The sequence below is a fragment of the Neorhizobium alkalisoli genome, from assembly GCF_007829835.1.
GTDB lineage: Bacteria > Pseudomonadota > Alphaproteobacteria > Rhizobiales > Rhizobiaceae > Neorhizobium.
The window spans coordinates 35,436-52,417 of record NZ_VIWP01000012.1 but is presented as its reverse complement, the minus strand read 5'-3'; the positions used below and the strand labels follow the sequence as shown (position 1 = coordinate 52,417).

Here is a 16,982-nt window from a genome sequence, read left to right as displayed (position 1 = left end):
ACGCCTCATTTTACTTAGGTGTCTAGCTTTATCCGAACGACTGTTAACGTGGCCTTTATGGCATCCGGATTGCGAACTGAGGTTTTCGATGGACCGTGTTGGTATGACCGGCGCGCAAAGCCTAGACTATCGGCATAACGCCCTTGGGATTGTGCTGCTGATATTGACGATTTTGGCGGTGGTCGCGCGCATATTCATTTCTGCCGGAGTGCTCGATGGTTTCGTGAGCTACACGTCCGAGGGTGGGTCTTTTATTGTCAAGTTCCACCTCGCGGCTTACGCAATCGTCTCAGTTCTGATTCTGGCTTTGGTTTCGCGGCCATTTTTGCTGTCGACGGCTGATCTTTCGCTTTTCAGATCGCTTCTGAGAATTGGCGGTGCGCTGGTTTTCTTGACATTTCTGATCGTGGCGACCAGCGGCGTAAGCGCAACCGGCTTCATCATTGACACCTATCTGGTCGCAGTCCTGACCGGGCTTCTCCTTTTGACGCAGACGCCGGATGCTCGTCGCATTGTTGGCGAATGTGTCATCATCTTGATGATCACAAGCGCAATCATCGCAATAGGAGAATTGGTCAGTCAGACGCGGCTTCTGCCGTTCACAGAAGATGAGCCATTTTTCCGCCCGACAGGACTTGCCGGGCACCCTTTGGCACTGGGCGCGCATATTGCGCTGACGATCGGGTTTGTCGCGCTGACACGATGGCCGCTCTGGCTCAGAGCCATGCTTATTCTGGTGCTTTTTGTGGGGTTGGCTGCGTCGGGTGCGCGCCTTGCAACGTTGGCCGGGGCCGCGGAAATCCTACTTCTGCTTTGCCTTTCACGCTGGCAAAAATTGTCCCTGCGCCGTGAAAGGCAGGCCAAGCTGCTAATTGTCTTATGCGCAATCATTTGCGGCGCATTGCTTGTCTTCACACTCTCTTCTGCAGGTTTCCTCGGTCGCTTCAATAACTCCCTTGCGGACGATAATTCACTTGCACGCGTCAAGATCTACCAGATTTTCAACTATGTCAGCTGGCGCGATATCATGCTTGGCATGGATGCCAACACGCTGCTTCTCCTGGTCAGGACAAATCTTCAGATCTACTTTATTGAAAGCGCGCCTGTTTTTATCATTCTGACGCTAGGCCTGCCCGCTGCCGTCGCGTTTGCCATCATCATAATGATTTTCTTCGTTCGCCTCTTTAACGCGGCGTCGGTAGAAGCGCGGATTGCGATGCTCGTGCTGATCGCCGTCGACCTGTCTAATAACGGGTTCGCGACGAAGAACCCGGATGTCATCCTCTTGACGACGCTAGCCATTTCGTTCCTACCCGTTTCACCGGCGAAAGCAGGGAGGAAAACCTCTCAATCACACCAGGTGGTGTCGACGACCTCAAGGTGGTCGGTGCGGTTGAGGGTATGAATGCCGCGCCGTGCCCAGGCGGAGCCGGTGCCAATGGCTTCGACCGGTCCCAGCACGACACTGTCGTCATCGACCACGATAATCTCGCGCAAGCCTAGCCCGCCGCCATAAACCTCGCTTCCGTCTTGCACCGGAAGAAAGAAACGCCCATCATCTTCGATGATATGGCCGCCCGGCCTAGAACCAGCCTTGTCAATCAAGATCGGATTGAGTTTGTGCGGTGCCCATGGCCCCAGAAGGTCTGGAGCGCTGAAAACAACCATCGTGTCGGATTCACTCCCCTTCCCGAACCGTTCGGTCGCAAACATCCATAAACGCCCATCACGTTGCATAAACGTCGCGTCATTTATATTGTGTCCAGCAATCAACAAGGCATGACGAGCCCACCGATCAGGAAACCTCTCGGCCCGATACAACACCACTTCAAGTGCCGCTCCGGATTCCGGAACCATGAAGATCTCGCCTTTGTCCTTGAAGACATTGGGATAGGAGAGATGGTGCTGTTCTTCCAGCACCTGTCGCGGCACGCTTGCGCACCCGTCCTTTCCCACCTTACTCATCGAGATCACGCCTTTGCCGGTGGCGTAAGGGAACTCTTCGACAAAGATATACGTATCGCCCTGATGTTCGAGGACAAAAGGATCGGCGTAGAAGCGCTGACCGTCATCTGGCAACACTGAAAAGGGAGTACCGTCCAATCGGCGTGTTTCTGCAATACCCGGCCCTTCTATGAATCGCCACGCGGTCTGCCAGGCAGGCCAGCGATGGCGGCGTCCAATGAAAACTTGCAACAGACGCCGGCAAAGAGCGGTTGTGAGATGTGCGACATAAGCGCAGATGAAGCAGGTTGAAACCTTTGGCATCCGGTCGATGGAAAGCGCATCGAGCGGTCCACCACCCAGTCGGGCAATCGTGTGCATGATCAGCGATTGAACACCGACATACAGCTCATCGCGATTGACGACGAAGAACGTCTGCCGGCTTATCATTGGTGAAGCCCGTGCGACCGGCCAATCATCGAGCCAGGCGACGACCGTGGCATGGCGAGTTTTCGTTTTCACGCTGGCCAGTCCGTCGAGGATGTTGCGATGGCCATTGATCTCGACCCGCAGCACAGCCGTGTCCTCGGACCGTCTCTCTCCCGTCAGATCGACGATTAGATCGGCACGAAAGTTTTCGGGTGGAGGCATGGCAGCTGCGTTCCGGGTGATACGCAGGTAGCGTTCTTCAACGGCAAGCAGGATTTTTAGAAGATGTCTGCCCAAAGACGTCTCTTGGGCATAGGTAACATAAGCCGCGTGCCCTGAGGCATTGAGCCGGGCAACAGTTTCGCAGGCGAACTCGGCATCCCGATCGAAGGATTGGATCAGGATGTTCAACAGATGTCCCTCGGCTCAACGCGTTGCGAACGATCTGACATCCAATTTATATTTCGCAGATGAAACAGCAGCATGATCAAGAAAGCCTCTGACCGGCACCGGAAGCTGGACCTTGAAATATGTCCCCGATGTATGCTTGAGCACATCAACCGGATACCGGTCGAATAACGCACTAAGTGAGATATAGTCAGGAGGTAAACATTTCCTTGACAGTATATATCCGGTGCATAGCCTCCTTTGGGTACATAATTGCGTTTAGCGCAAGAAAGACGAACCCGGACGCGATGCTTGCTATGGCGAGTTTGATAAAGAGCGAGTCTACTTGTATCGAACCGGAGATGAGAGCCGCAGTATATCCGGTGCCGATCGCGACGACGATAGCCGAAAACATGGCGCGCCAAGGCGTCGGGATTGGCGTCATTTTCTGATTAATGATGATCGAGACGAACAGGCCGGCGCCGGCGCCAGCCGCAAGGCCGAGAGCCGCACCTATTTCTGCCATCGAGGGTATCAGCAAAAGCGATAATCCAATGCAAATCACGGAGCCGACTGCCTTGTTGATGATGAGCAAGTGCGGTCGTTTGTGAGCATGAATCATTGCTCCATAGACATAGTCGCTGAGGTTTGTAGCGATGACCGCAAATGCGATGATCGCAAATAGAAAGACTTCCGGGCCCGCATATTCGGCGGGAAGAAAGAGCCTGACGATGTCATCACTCAAGGCAACCAGAAGTGCCGCGGCGGGCAGGCTGAGCGAAATGATCAGTGCCATGGTTTGCGCAATGAAGTGACCGGCGGCCAGTGGACCTTGGTGGTCGAAGCGTGAGACTGCCTCGGGAAATGACGCTGTATTGACCGCATTTGCGATCAGCGCGATTGGCTGTCGGGCAAGTGCGTAAACGGCTGCGAAGATTGCGACAGAGGCTGCGCCATGAAATTCGTTGAGAATGACGCGCTCGCCATTGGTGAGGCCAAGGCTTACCAGTGCAACCGCAACGACTGGAAGGCCGATTGCAAAAAACTCATAATGCGTAAAGACGGATGGTCCAGCAACGACACGTCGGGCCGCCACAATGCCGGTAACAACCGCAGCCAGCAGGGTACCGGTGCTCGACGCGAGGGAAACGGCCAAGAAGGTTTCGTGCCCGGCCATCAAGATCAGAACTGGCATCACCAGTTGAAACGCAGCCCTCAGGAATTCAAGGGTAACGTAAGCCGTGTGACGCTGCTGCATCTGCAGCACAATCAAACCGAAACGCGCAACTGCACCGGCCACGAGATAGGCTGCCACCGCCAGTAGAAATTCCATCCACCGTTGTGGCACGACAATGATTGAAGCAGGGATGGCGACAACTAGCGCCAGAGCCGATGTTCCAAAGAGAATGCTGGCTGCACGCGCCAGGCTACCCCGCGTAACGTCGCCCTTGCCACCGAGCCTGAGCAGGGAAATGCGCATCCAATCTGTCACAGCTACGTCGATCATCTCTCCTACCGCGACAACCAGGGTCAGGAGGCCGTACTCCGTCTGATCGATCATCCGGGTGGCGAAGATGACGAGAAGCAGAGCGGATATGCGCGTAAAGATAATGGCAGGGGCGTAGATCAGAGTTGATCGCAGGAGCATAGCGGATCCTTGTGAGCAGGCAGTCCTGCAAATGCAGTTTCGCCCATGCCATTCGTCACCGCTATTGCTAAATTCAATCCGTTAACCGATCGGACATATTGGATAAAATGACAGTCTTTATTGCGCCAGTACGACCGTCAATCAGCCGTGCATAAGCGGACGCTTTGCCCTACCGCCAGCGCGTGTTAACCGCCCGCTCGGCTCGCTGCGACAGGGTGAAGGTCACGACCGAAACAACGGTGGCGATCACCGATGTGCCGAAGGCGCGTTCCATGTCGAAATCGCCGGCAGCTTGCCGGAACAGGTAACCCAAGCCGCTTTGGCCCATAAAATACTCCGCCAACATCGCCGACAGAACGGCGGAGGAGACGGCAAGCCGTAGCGCAATCATCCAATTCGGCACGGCGGCCGGCAGGACAAGATGGCGAAAACGCATCCGGCGCGAGGCTCCGAGAACCTCAAACAGATCCGGCGCACCCGGCGGCAGTGCACGCATTCCGGATGAGGTAAAGACGAAAGCCGGAAAGAAGGACACGATGACGACGATCGCCAGCACCGTCTTGATGTCGTAACCGAGCAGCCGCGCGATGATCGGGATCAGGGCCACGATTGGCGCGGAGGAAAAGATCATCGCCAACGGCACCAGCATTCCGGTAGCAAGCCGCGAAAACCAGCACAGGATCGCCAGCAGACTGTCGAAGGTCATGCCGAGCAGCAGGCCGGCGATGGCGAGCGCCAGGGTCTGGATGCCGTTCGCGGTATGGATGCGGGGATCGATTACCAGATCGACCAACACGTTGACGGGCTGGGGCAGGACGATTGCATTGAGCTGGCCGATCGTGACCCAGGCCTGCCAAAGCAGGAGGATGAGCAGCACGCCCCAATAGCGATTGATCCCACTCTTCAACATGGCCAGCATCAGAGGCCATTTGGTTTGAGTTATGCGGCCATGGCTGGTTCGTCCAGCATGGCGTAGTAGCGTTCTTCAGCTTCGGCTGGCGGTATGTTTCCAATTGGCTCCAGAAATCGTCGGTGGTTGAACCAGTCGACCCATTCCAAAGTGGCGAACTCCACCGCTTCGAAGTTCCTCCATGGTCCGCGCCGATGAATGACCTCGGCCTTGTAGAGACCGTTGATCGTTTCGGCGAGGGCATCGAGGACAAAGCTCGCATATGCCGTCCGGCTCGCTCGCCAGCCAACGATGCGCCGGGCAAAGACGTCGATCACAAAGGCTACGTAGACGAAACCCTGCCAGGTCGCGACATAGGTGAAGTCCGAAACCCACAGCCTGTTTGGTGCTGGGGCTTTGAACTGGCGGTTTACCCGGTCAAGCGGGCTCGGGGCTGCCTTGTCCGAGAATGTCGTGCGGACCGGCTTTCCTCGAATAATCCCCTGCAGGCTCATCGACCTCGTAAGGCGAGCGACCGTGCAGCGGGCGATGTCGTAGCCTTCTCGTTGCAACTGCCGCCAGATTTTACGCACGCCGTAGACCTGGAAGTTCTCATTGAACACCCGGCGTATCTCGATCTTCATAGCGATATCGCTGCAGGCGCGAACCGACAGGCGGTCCACATCCAAGCGCTTGGTGACGTTCTCGTAGTAGGTTGATGGGGAAATCGGCAAAAGCCTGCAGATCGGCTCGACCCCGAACATGCCACGGTGTTCGTCAATGAACGAGATCATCGTTTGAAGGGGCGGTCGAGCTCCGCCATCGCGAAATAGGCCGAGGCTTTGCGCAAAATCTCGTTGGCCTGACGAAGCTCGCGGTTCTCCCGCTCCAGAGCTTTCATCTTCTCGGCCGCGTCGCTCGGCAAGCCTGCTCGTTTGCCGCCATCGACCTCGGTCTTCTTCACCCATTCATGCAGCGTGGCCGGTGAGCAGCCAATTTTGCCCGCAATAGATGAAACGGCTGCCCACCGCGACGGGTGTTCTGCCTCGTGATCCAGCACCATACGGATGGCGCGTTGGCGCACTTCAGGTGAAAACTTGTTCGTTGTCTTGCTCATATCGGCTCCACTCTCTCAGAAGTTGGAGCCCCCGGCAAACCCGGTGCGGTTCAGAAATCGACACGTTCAATTCCACGGCTATTGTTCGGCAAAAGAGGTGCAATGACAGCCCATTCCTCGTCGCTCAATTCGTGACGACGCATGGCAATCTCCTTTCAGGAAGATTGAATCACACACCATCAATGAGATGAACTCCGCCTAGAAAAATCAGCCTCGCCGCAGTGTCATCGCAGACGTCTCATAGCAGCCGGCTATAGGGAACGAGTGTCGGAAAAGAGCGTTCCAAAACCAACGATCAAAGGAGTCGACACTATGGTAAGATCTTGGGCAGCCGTCTTGTCTGTTGTGGTGCCTTTATCTTTGTCGGGGCTCGCGAATGCCGGATCGATCAGCAATAACTCCTTCCAAAGCCCTGCTTTGAATGGCCCGCTCGCCGTCAACATCTACAAGCCGGACGGCAATGCCCCCCAGGGTGGATGGCCCGTACTTTATCTTCTGCATGGCCACGACGGAAACGAGAACAGCTGGCGCGACCTTGGCGATATTCAGGCAACACTCGATCGGCTGATTGAAAACAAGACCATTCGGCCTTTGGTGGTGGTCATGCCGGGTGTCACCAATAGCTGGTATGTGGATTCCGGTGCTGTCGGCGGTCCGGGCGACTACGAGATGGCATTGACGCGCGACCTGCGCCATCAGATCGAAAACAGCCTTCCCGTGCGCAAGGACCGCGAGGGACGTTCGATTGCAGGCCTTTCCATGGGCGGCTTCGGTGCACTGCACTTGGCTTATTCGCACAAGGATCTCTATGGCGCCGTCGCAAGCCTTTCGGGGGCAATCTGGCAGAATGTCCCCTCGTCCGATCTCGACAAGTCTCCAGCGGAGCTGAAGCTGATCGAAGACAGCGCCTTTTTCCATAAGGTTGACCGGTCCACGATTACCAGCGGCGTGGTCCTTCCGTCCACCGGCGATCATTTTTCCGGTGCGTTTGGCACGCCCTTCGACGCCCGCCTGTTCAACGAGAAGAACATCTTTACGCTGGTTTCGCAAAGCATTGCGGAAGACGAAGTCCTGCCGGCAACATTCATCACATGCGGCGATGACGACAGTTTCTTCCTCTGGCGAGGTGCTGTTGCTCTGCACGAAACCCTGCAGGCCGGCGGGCGACCATCAGAGCTGCGGATCACCGATGGCGATCATGTCTGGTCGCTTTGGAAGACTTCGATCGTGCCGGCGCTTCAGTTCATCGATGCGCAATGGGACAAGACCGAGGAGATTGCGAAAGACTGATGGCAACGGGTTCATGGAAGCTTGCAAAAGCAGGGCGAACTGCCCTAGGCCAAGCGGATCTTGATAATTATTCCCCACCAGCAAGACAGGTATAAGAGACGGCGAGACTTTCGTGCCTTTCTCCTAAGCACCGGAAATCCTGTCAGCTCTGGCGATTTAAACAGCCGCGACTTGTAGCCATCCTGGCCCAGCGATATGATAGAGGTCGATTGAAGCACTATGCCCTTGTTCCTAGTCGGGTGCACAAGAATGGCCAAGTCCTTGCGGCGGAGATGCGTGCATATCCTGGCTTTGCCGTCGTTTTTGTCTCTGTTTGACAGCGCCTCGAGCCTTGCTGCAGATCGGCAATTGGTCGTTTCAGATCCGGGCTGGATCGTGACCATTGGCGGAAGCGCCGAATATGGGCCGTCGTTCCCAGGCGCATCCAAAAATTCGTTTAGCGGAATGCCCTCCTTCGACATCCGTCGTTTCGGTGAAAAGGCGGAAAACAGCGCGCCCGACGACAATTTTGACTATGGCCTGGTGAGTATCGGAAATTTCGAAGCCGGCCCGGTCGTCGGCCTTCGCGACAGCCGATCGAGCGCCGATGACAGCCGGTTGGCGGGATTGCGCAAGATCGACTGGAGCGTCGATCTCGGCGTCTATGCCCAATACTGGCTTATACCCGACACGCTAAGGCTGAGAGGCGAGTTTCGCGAGGCGCTTTCGAACGGCAGCGGGCTGGTGGCCGATCTCGGCGCCGACTGGTTTATTCAGCCGGACGACAAGTGGACGTTTTCGATTGGCCCACGTCTCTCGTTTGCCAGCGGCGCCTATATGAAACGTTATTTCGGTGTCAGCCCGGAAGAGGCCGCCGACAACGGCCGGGTTCGCGCCTTCGGAGCAGATGGCGGCCTGAAATCGATCGGCGCGACAGTCTCGGCGTCCTACCAGATCACACCCGACTGGACCTTCGGCATCTATGACCGCTTCGACAGGCTGGTGGGTGACGCGGCCGCAAGCCCGATTGCCGCCGAGCTCGGTAGCCGAAACCAGAATGTCATCGGCATATCGCTAAGCAAGTCGTTTGCGGTCAGGTTCTGATGTCCCGTCCTTCGACAGAGGTCGAAGGGCTTGTGTCTCTGTCGGCCGGCATGGCTCCCGCGATGCACCAGACGCCTGCCAGGATAAGCGCGCTCCCCACCATCTCAAGCCAGGTGACCGGCTCGCCATAGACGAACCACGCAATGCCCATGATCAGCACATAGCTGATGGCCGAGAGCGGAAAGGCGGCGCTCAGGTCCATCTCTGCGAGCACCGTCATCCAGATGCCGAAACAGGCGATCTCGGCGGCTATCGCAAGTGCGAACCATGGCGAGGTGAAAAGTGCGTCCAGCCAGCCACCGGGTGCGCCCGCAAGAGCCGATGCGCTCTGCTTCAGGAATATCTGCTGCAGGGCATTGAGGATTGGCACAAGCAGCCAGGCCGCACGCATCGACTTCATGACGGGATGCCCTGTCCGTCATCGCCGGCAAGAAGCGGCGCGATGCGTTTCAGGAAGGCATGGACGAGGGAATTGGTGTGGCGGAAGAACATCGCGTTCGCGGTGAGCCGGCTACCGAGCCTGACCTTGTTGCCGTAATAGGCCTGACCGCTCTGATAGCGGCACAGCCCATGTTCGAGGCAATAACGCAGGTTCTCGAACCAGCTGAGATAATAGAGATTGTAGGCCCGGCCACGCTCGGCATCCATGCAGAAGAACTTGTCGACCAGCTGCCGGCGGTCGTGCAGGAGAAGGTTGAAGGCCAGCACTTCGCCATCCACCGAATAGACGGTGCAATACGCGTTTTCGGGCAGGCGTTCGAGAATGCCGGTGAAATAGGCATCCGTCAGATCCTCGAACTGCCATTCGCTCCGCTCGCGGGTCTGCCGGTAAAGCTCCATGAACCGGTCCTCCAGCGCGCCGAGTTCGGTAACCCTCTCGACCGTGACACTTTCGGCGGCCTTCAGCTTGCGCCGCATATCCTTGCGTGTGCCGGCCGAAAGCCTGCCGAGATAATCGTCTATGCTGACGAAATCGATATCGCGCCAGGCGGTCGGCATTCCGCCGGTATCGACGTAACCGCGAACCTCCAGAATTGCCGCAAACTCCGGATCAAGCGGCAGCGGCATATCCTTGAAGGCCAGAAGATTGCAGCCTTCGGCAATGGCCGCCGCCTCGAAACCGGAGATCAGCGCCGCCATCGCCGGGCCGCGCTTATCCGCTGCAAGCGAAGGATGGATACCGATCACGCCATTCTCCGTGCAAGGCGAACCCAGGCATGCAAGGCTCAGCTTCAGAAAACCGGGTGCAACGGTGCGCACGCATTCGATCACGTGATGCAGCCGGCCGCGCGGCAGCGTGGTTTCAAGCGCGTAGCGGCAGACGAAGGCCGGCATGGCAGCGACGACGGCATCGTCCTCCCGCACGACGATATAACGCCAGCTGAACCCTTCCAGACCGGCATTTTCGACGGCCATCAGATAGTCATAACCTTCCAGGCACTCGGGAAAGCAATCGTCCCAGTCGCTGCGACCGACGGCATCGAGGCTTTCATGGACGCTCACATGGAAACCGGATCGGTCGATTGCATCGCGGCGGCCGGTCGGCCGGATCTTAAGATTTTGCAGCATATTCAGCCTCAAAAAAATCGGCAGTAAACTCGGCCACCAGGTGACGCTGCCTGTCGACGTGGATCATGTGATAGCTGTCATTCAGCCAGTGGAGACGGCTGCGCCCGCCGATATGAGCGGCGATATAACGGGCGTGCGCAGGCCCGCTCAGATCATCTTCACGCGAATGGACGATCAGCGTCGGCGTTGTCATGGACGGCAGGCGCGACTTGAGCCGTCGGCCTAGCTCGTACATTTCGAAAAGCGCGGCAGCGGGAAAGCTTTCCAGCACGCCGTCGGCATCCATGCCGGCGATCAGCCGACGCATCCGCTCATCCTTGATGCCGAGCGAAGCGTTCTCGCGAAAATTGAGCCTTCCGAGAAGGGAAAGGCGCGAGAGCCACCAGAGATTGGCCGAAAGCAGAGGGTAATAGCGCGGCACTTCCCAACCGTCATAGTGAAAGCAGGGCGAGTAGATGGCCGTGGCCCGAATGGTCCCCGGCGCATCCGCAGCGGCCATCATGGCAAGCTTGCCGCCGACGCAGATGCCGGCAGCAAAGACCGTATCGACCCGGCTGGCAAAACTGGCGCGCGCCTCATGGACGCTCTCTAGCCAATCCTCCCAGCGGGTACGGCGAAGCGTGTCTGCATCCCGGCCATGGCCGGCGAGGAGCGGGGCAAAGACGCTGTATCCGCGCCGGTTGAGATGCCTTGCCACAAGCCGCATCTCGGCCGGGGCACCGGTCAGACCGTGGACGAGGAGAATGCCGCGGCCATTCGTGCCCTCCTCGAAAATGATGGGAGCGCCGTCCGTCATAACCCGCTCACTCCGACACAAACAACACCGCCTGCAACAAGGGCAATCCCCAGCATGCGGCGGGTATCAACCATCTCCCCGAAGAGAAAGGCCGCCGCGATGGCGATGCAGGCGTAACTCAGCGCCATCAGCGGGAAGGCGATCGACAATGGCAACACAGCGAGAACCGTGGTCCAGGCCAAAAGCTCGACACCCCAGAACAGGATCCCCGCCCAGGTCGCTGGCACAGCTATGAAGGATCTCCCCGGCCGGGTCGCGGCGTATTTGAAGCAGAGTTCACGGGCCGCCTCGGTCGCGATACAGAATGCGATCGTCAGGAAGGCAAGAGCATGCGAGCTCATGATAGAACCTCCGACAGGACTTCGAGCAGGGCGTGGTTGGCGGCGCTGTTGATATTGCGGGCAGCGGCCATGTCCTGCCGCCGCGATGGCTGGTCGATGATGATCTCGGCCCGCTTCAGCATCCGCGTCGCGAGCGATCCGCCGTAACGCGGCTGCGAATAGTCACCCGTGACGTCGGCGCCAATGATCCGGTGGCGGGCGCCGATCTCCCTGACGAGCCGCAGCACGTAAGGCAGGCGAAGCGCGCCCTGATCCCAGTTCGTGACCGCGTCGGCAAGCGAAAGGCAATCCTTGTCGATGGTGATGTAGACAAGCTCGGTCTTGATCCGGCTCAGGAGGAGATCAAGAAAATTCTCCTCACCGAGCATCGACATACAGGCCCAGTGAATTTCCTGACCAACCTGCGAAAAGCTCACGCCGCTGCCGAACCGTCCGCGCACGCGGCTTGGGGCATGCGCATAAGGATAGAGTTCGAGCTTGCCGCTTACCAGCATGTCCAGATTGGCGCCCTTGCGCTCCGGTGAGGTGAGATCGTCGCTGCAAACGCCGAGCGTGATCACCTTGTCGACCAGTGAATGTGCGATTGCCGCATTTACCCAGGAGCCGCAGTGAAGCCCGCCGCTGAAACGGACCCAGTCGGGATGGTTATCGATATGGATTACCGTGGCGCGCCGGTCGAAACCGGCCAGCGCCTCGGCAATGAGGAGGGCGGTGACATGATGAAAATCGCCGGACCCCATGAAGCAGAGCCTTGGCCTGGTAGAGCCTGCGGCGGGCAGGCCCGCAAGGCGTCGCGCAAGAACATCGAGACTGCCGCCTCGACTCCAGAGCCTCAGCGAGAGGCCACTGGCCTTTTCGCCGAGTTCGTGAGCGCCGGCCATCATGGCGGCGCCCACGAAATCGGGTTGCAACTCCAGCGCATCATCAAGATGCAGAAGCAGCAACTGCACCGGCCTATCTCCGCTCGGCGCGCGTCAGGAGCTGGTCGAGCAGCTCGATCGCAAGCTCGATTTCGCTATGCGAGATCATCAGGTTCGGCGCGAGCGTGATGACGTTCTTGTGGTAACCGCCGACATCGAGCACCAGACCGTAAGCCTGGCCGTCGACCATGAGATCGCCCTTCATGCCTTCGTCGGACATCCAGTCGAGCGTCGCCTTGTCGGGCGTATAGCTGTCGGACTGGCAAATCTCCATGCGCAGGGCGAGACCAAGGCCATCGACCTCACCGACGATCTTGTGCCTGGACTGAAGCTCTTTCAGACCTTCGAGGAAATGCGCACCCTTTGTCATGACGGACGTGCCAATATCCTCTTCCTCGACCATTTTCAGCGTTTCAAGCGCAACAGCCGTCCCCATCGGATTGCTTGCGAAGGTGGAATGGGTGGAGCCGGGCGGGAAGATGGTCGGATTGATCATTTCCTCGCGCGCCCAGATGCCGGAAAGCGGGTTGAGACCATTGGTGATGGCCTTGCCGAAAACGAGCACGTCGGGCTGCACGCCAAAATGTTCGATCGACCAGAGCTTGCCGGTCCGGTAGACGCCCATCTGGATTTCGTCGACGACGAGAAGGATGCCATGCTCGTCGAGAACCTTCTTCAGTTCGACGAAGAAGTTCATCGGCGGAATGACGTAACCGCCCGTGCCCTGGATCGGCTCGATATAGAAGGCGGCATATTCGGACTTGCCAGCCTTCGGATCCCAGACGCCATTATATTCGCTCTCGAACAGCCGGGCGAATTTCTGGACGCAATAATGGCCGTACTCTTCCTTCGACATGCCTTTCGGCCCGCGGAAATGATAGGGGAACTCGATGAATTGCGCGCGCTCGCCGAAATGCCCGTAGCGGCGGCGATAGCGGTAGGACGAGGTGATTGCCGTCGCGCCGAGCGTGCGGCCGTGGTAACCGCCCTCGAAGGCGAACATCAGGCTCTTGCCGCCGGTATAGTTGCGCACAAGCTTCAGGGAATCCTCAACCGCCTGCGAACCGCCGACATTGAAATGGACACGCCCCTTGCGACCGAACTTGCGCTCGGCGTCCTGCGCGATCAGTGTCGCAAGCTCGACCTTTTCACGATGCAGATATTGCGAGGCGACCTGCGGAAGCCGATCCAGCTGGCGATGCGCGGCGGCATTCAGCCGCTCGTTGCGGTAACCGAAATTGACCGCCGAATACCACATCTGCAGATCGAGAAACGGCGTGTCGCTTTCGTCGAAGAGGAACGATCCCTCACAGCCGTTGAAGAATTTCGGATGTTCCGTGTAGTGGACTGTGTCACCATGGGAGCAATAGGCAGCCTCGAGGCTGCGCAGCTCTTCTTCGGATTTCATGCGTTCGAACTGTTCTGCGATCTTTGCATGCGCGTTCATAGGGATGTCCTTTGTTATGCGGTTCTGGCCAGCCGGGAGACGGACACCCGACGGGCCGGATCGTCGAGGAGCATGGCGACGGTTCGCTGAACCTCGGCAAAACCCTCGTAGGGGATGAAGGGAATGGCCTGCTGCTGGCAGTAGGCTTCGAGTTTCGCTTTGGCGAAGACGATGGACGCCTGGTGCGAGACGCAGAAATCACTGCGCCCGTCGCCGACATAGAAATGATCTTCCGGCATCCTGACGATGCGGCATTTGCATACGCCAGCACCGGGGGGGCAGCCGGTGCTGGCGTATGGAGTATCGAGACGGTAGCGACACCCCTGGCTCGACACGGAATAGGACATGCGATTGGCGATGATCTCGAGACCGGTTATCCCATGGTTCGCAAGGACGCGGCTGATGAAGCGATCGACGCCGTCGCTGACGATGGTGATGCCGATCTCGTTGCTGCGGCAGAAATGGACAAAGTCCACGAAGCCGGCATCGATCTTCATCGTGTTCAGCAAGGCGTTGAGCTGCTGCGGCGTCGCGTCGATCAGCGGGATCTGCGCGCGCATGCATTCTGCGGCAGTGATCTCGCCCGCGGCCCACGCTTCTTCGAATTCGTGCCATTGCGGAGAGGCGAGCTGATCCAGAACCGCGTCGGTCACGTCCTCAACGGCGATTGTTCCGTCGAAATCACAAAATGCATGCATGGAATGTTCTCCGTCCTGCGGGAGAACATCTAGCTGCGTCGGCTGAGGGCAGGATTAGGCGAAGATGAAGCCAAACTGAAATCGGGCGTCAAGCGGCAGAAATTTCCAGATCGACCCTGAGACCATGACCCCATTCCGGTGTTTCCAGGCGAATCTCTATGCCGAGTCGATAGGCAATGTCCGCCACGATCGCGAGACCGAGGCCGGCTCCCTCGCTATCTGCGGCATCCAGTCGATTGAATTTCTGGAAGGCCGCGGCCCGCAGCTCCGGCGCGATTCCTGGGCCGTGATCGCTTATCGACAGCACCCAGCCTCTGGCGGACTGCGTTATTCCGATCGCGATTTCACCCGGGTCCGGCGAATACTTGATCGCATTGTCGAGAATATTGTCGATCATGATACTGAGCAATGCGCGATCCGTCATCACCAATGCTTGCCCGTTTTCCGCAAGGTCCACGCGAAAACCGCGATTCGACAACGTCGGACCGAAACCCGCCAACTCCCCCGCAACGAGATCGTTCAAGGTGATCCGCTCAAGCCTTATGGTCTGGTGCCCAATCCGTGATAGCCGCAACAGCTGCTCGATGAGATGCATGGCGCGTTCGTTGCTGGCCGTCAGGTCGGCAATCAAAGCTCTCCGCTCTTCCTCACTGTCGGATCGCTGCAGAAGCTGGAGAAGAAGCTTGGTTCCGGCCTGGGGGGTGCGCAGCTGATGCGCCGCAAGATCGGAAAACTGACGCTCTGCGGCCAGTGACCGTTCAAGCTTAAGCAGAAGGACATTGAGCGAGCCGACCAAAGGCACGAGGTCTCCCGGCAAAGCGGCGTTGGGAATGCGCGCAAGATCCTCGGGATTACGACTGCGAATCTGTAGGACAAGATGGCGTATGGCACTCAGCCCGTCACCGATCGCAAGCCAGGTGATCAGCGCGATCACAGGGATGAGGATCAGCAGCGGCAAGGAGAGATTGGTCAGGATATTGCCGACAAGGGTTTCGCGTAGTTGAATGTTCTCGGCCACCTCGACGGTGACATCCGTTTCCGGAATGGTCAGTGAATAGACCCGCCAGGACTCACCATCGAATACAACATCGCTGAAGCCGGCCTTGAACTGTTTCGAATTGGATGGAAAAGCATTGCTGCTTTCCAGTGCAAGAACATTGCCACGCCAGGCGCGATAAGAATGTGCGTCAGCGTAATCATCAGCCTCGTCGTTGATCGCCAGCTGGTTGCCCATGGTGAAATCGAGATCGGGAACCCGGATTTCCGGCCGCGGCTCGGACGTGGTCAACGGGCGCCTGAGCAGAGACCACAGGACGTTGGCGTCATTGATCAGCTGCGCGTCATAGATATTGTCGATTTCGCGGGTGGCGCTGCGGTAGGCGAAAAAGCCGATGATGGCGATCGTCACGATGATTGTCGGAAGAATCCGGAGAAAGAGCCGTTGGCTAAGCGTCATGGCGTACGGTCGACCATATATCCGACACCGCGGATCGAGCGTATAAAATCGGAACCGAGTTTCTTGCGCAGACTGTAGATCGTCACCTCGATCGTGTTGCTTTCGACCGAGGCACTAAGGTCGTAAAGCGCATATTCAATATCAGCCTTGGTGACATAGCGGCCGCTGCGCTCCATCAGCAGCCGCAGCAGATGAAATTCCTTGGCCGGCAGATGCAACTGCTGTCCCGACTTTCGGGCCACCATCGCAGAAGGATCGAGCTCGACCTCGCCGCAGCGGAGAACCGTCTCACCCCGCCCCTGCCGCCGCCGTAAAAGCGCGCGGATACGGGCCAGAAGCTCATCGAGATCAAAAGGCTTTGTCAGATAATCGTCAGCACCCTGATCGAGACCAGCGACTCGATCACGGATGCCATCCAGAGCCGTCAGCATGAGGATTGGGATATCGTTTCCCTGCTGTCGCAGCTTGCTTGCGATCTCCAGCCCCGAACCTCCCGGCAGGTTCACGTCGAGCACGATCGCGGCATAGTCGCTATCGCGCAGGGCCTCGATCGCCGAGCGCCCCTCACGGAACCAGTCGGCCCCGTAGGCATGCTTCTCGAAGGCACGTTTCAAAGACGACCCAAGTATCTTGTCGTCTTCGACAATGAGTAGCCGCATAGATTCTCTCCGGAAAATCACGTTCGCATATTTCGTTACGTAGAAAAAAGAGCGACACAATTGCGGAAAATACGTGTTCGTCATCAGATACCTGACGTAACCAAGCTTTGCTGAAGCAGCAATCACGCCTGAGGCCGGCCATTTTTTGAGGCACGAAACCATGTCCGGGGAGGCTCCGGTATGGCTCGATCACTGCAATCAGCGGTTCACCCCGGATGCGATTGAGAGGTGGGAAATCTATGGACGTTGTTCCAAATCCTCCTGTCCTGAGCGAACTATGCCTTCAATTGGCAACGGTCTCTGCCGAGA

15 protein-coding genes, 1 pseudogene and 1 other annotated feature are annotated in these 16,982 nt (G+C 57.9%); of the genes and pseudogenes, 3 read left to right on the top strand and 13 right to left on the bottom strand.

Annotated features, from left to right (window positions below):
* Window positions 1-88: 88 nt before the first annotated feature.
* Window positions 89-1,405: a VpsF family polysaccharide biosynthesis protein gene (locus FHW37_RS28535; protein ID WP_145642641.1), complete on the top strand. Its 1,317-nt coding sequence runs from the start codon at window positions 89-91 to the stop codon at window positions 1,403-1,405.
* Here the strand turns inward: FHW37_RS28535 and FHW37_RS28530 are convergent.
* The 4 genes and pseudogenes from FHW37_RS28530 to FHW37_RS28515 form a co-directional block, all read right to left on the bottom strand.
* Window positions 1,348-2,784, bottom strand: coding sequence for a glucosamine inositolphosphorylceramide transferase family protein (locus FHW37_RS28530; RefSeq protein WP_145642639.1), 1,437 nt, complete (start codon window positions 2,782-2,784; stop codon window positions 1,348-1,350). The genes FHW37_RS28535 and FHW37_RS28530 overlap by 58 nt on opposite strands.
* 187 nt (window positions 2,785-2,971) lie before the next feature.
* Entirely contained in the window at window positions 2,972-4,408 is a 1,437-nt protein-coding gene (locus FHW37_RS28525; RefSeq protein WP_145642637.1) for a lipopolysaccharide biosynthesis protein, read from the bottom strand.
* Between the two features lie 169 nt (window positions 4,409-4,577).
* Entirely contained in the window at window positions 4,578-5,318 is a 741-nt protein-coding gene (locus tag FHW37_RS28520) for an ABC transporter permease (RefSeq protein ID WP_246690973.1), read from the bottom strand.
* 29 nt (window positions 5,319-5,347) lie between these two features.
* A pseudogene (locus FHW37_RS28515) lies at window positions 5,348-6,414 on the bottom strand (IS3 family transposase).
* Window positions 6,017-6,133, bottom strand: a sequence feature (AL1L pseudoknot). (Overlaps the previous pseudogene by 117 nt.)
* Before the next feature lie 312 nt (window positions 6,415-6,726).
* On the opposite strand from FHW37_RS28515, the gene FHW37_RS28510 reads away from it, so the two are divergent.
* Together FHW37_RS28510 and FHW37_RS28505 are read left to right on the top strand one after the other, a co-directional pair.
* Complete coding sequence (locus tag FHW37_RS28510) at window positions 6,727-7,704, top strand: alpha/beta hydrolase (protein ID WP_145642633.1); 978 nt, start codon at window positions 6,727-6,729, stop codon at window positions 7,702-7,704.
* A 276-nt stretch (window positions 7,705-7,980) separates the two neighbouring features.
* Window positions 7,981-8,787 carry a MipA/OmpV family protein gene (locus FHW37_RS28505; protein WP_432442911.1) on the top strand — a complete coding sequence of 269 codons (807 nt, stop codon included), beginning with the start codon at window positions 7,981-7,983 and terminating at the stop codon, window positions 8,785-8,787.
* On the opposite strand, the gene FHW37_RS28500 is transcribed toward FHW37_RS28505, so the two are convergent.
* The 9 genes from FHW37_RS28500 to FHW37_RS28460 form a co-directional block, all read right to left on the bottom strand.
* Window positions 8,777-9,187 (bottom strand): DMT family transporter, encoded by a 411-nt coding sequence (locus FHW37_RS28500; protein WP_186458450.1) that lies wholly within the window; start codon window positions 9,185-9,187, stop codon window positions 8,777-8,779. The genes FHW37_RS28505 and FHW37_RS28500 overlap by 11 nt on opposite strands.
* Window positions 9,184-10,356, bottom strand: a complete 1,173-nt coding sequence (locus FHW37_RS28495) for a GNAT family N-acetyltransferase (protein WP_145642629.1) — start codon at window positions 10,354-10,356, stop codon at window positions 9,184-9,186. Before FHW37_RS28495 ends, FHW37_RS28500 begins: the two co-directional genes overlap by 4 nt.
* The gene (locus FHW37_RS28490) at window positions 10,340-11,152 is read right to left on the bottom strand and encodes an alpha/beta hydrolase (protein ID WP_145642627.1); all 813 of its coding nucleotides are present in this window, start codon (window positions 11,150-11,152) and stop codon (window positions 10,340-10,342) included. The genes FHW37_RS28495 and FHW37_RS28490 overlap by 17 nt, the downstream gene beginning before the upstream one ends.
* Window positions 11,149-11,493, bottom strand: coding sequence for a permease (locus FHW37_RS28485; RefSeq protein ID WP_145642625.1), 345 nt, complete (start codon window positions 11,491-11,493; stop codon window positions 11,149-11,151). The genes FHW37_RS28490 and FHW37_RS28485 overlap by 4 nt, the downstream gene beginning before the upstream one ends.
* Window positions 11,490-12,443: an arginase gene (locus tag FHW37_RS28480; RefSeq protein ID WP_145642623.1), complete on the bottom strand. Its 954-nt coding sequence runs from the start codon at window positions 12,441-12,443 to the stop codon at window positions 11,490-11,492. The genes FHW37_RS28485 and FHW37_RS28480 overlap by 4 nt, the downstream gene beginning before the upstream one ends.
* 4 nt (window positions 12,444-12,447) lie before the next feature.
* Complete coding sequence (locus FHW37_RS28475) at window positions 12,448-13,860, bottom strand: aspartate aminotransferase family protein (RefSeq protein WP_145642621.1); 1,413 nt, start codon at window positions 13,858-13,860, stop codon at window positions 12,448-12,450.
* Between the two features lie 14 nt (window positions 13,861-13,874).
* Entirely contained in the window at window positions 13,875-14,558 is a 684-nt protein-coding gene (locus FHW37_RS28470) for an MtnX-like HAD-IB family phosphatase (RefSeq protein ID WP_145642619.1), read from the bottom strand.
* Between the two features lie 88 nt (window positions 14,559-14,646).
* The gene (locus FHW37_RS28465; protein ID WP_145642617.1) at window positions 14,647-16,014 is read right to left on the bottom strand and encodes a sensor histidine kinase; all 1,368 of its coding nucleotides are present in this window, start codon (window positions 16,012-16,014) and stop codon (window positions 14,647-14,649) included.
* Window positions 16,011-16,673 (bottom strand): response regulator transcription factor, encoded by a 663-nt coding sequence (locus FHW37_RS28460; RefSeq protein WP_145642615.1) that lies wholly within the window; start codon window positions 16,671-16,673, stop codon window positions 16,011-16,013. The genes FHW37_RS28465 and FHW37_RS28460 overlap by 4 nt, the downstream gene beginning before the upstream one ends.
* Window positions 16,674-16,982 lie beyond the last annotated feature (309 nt).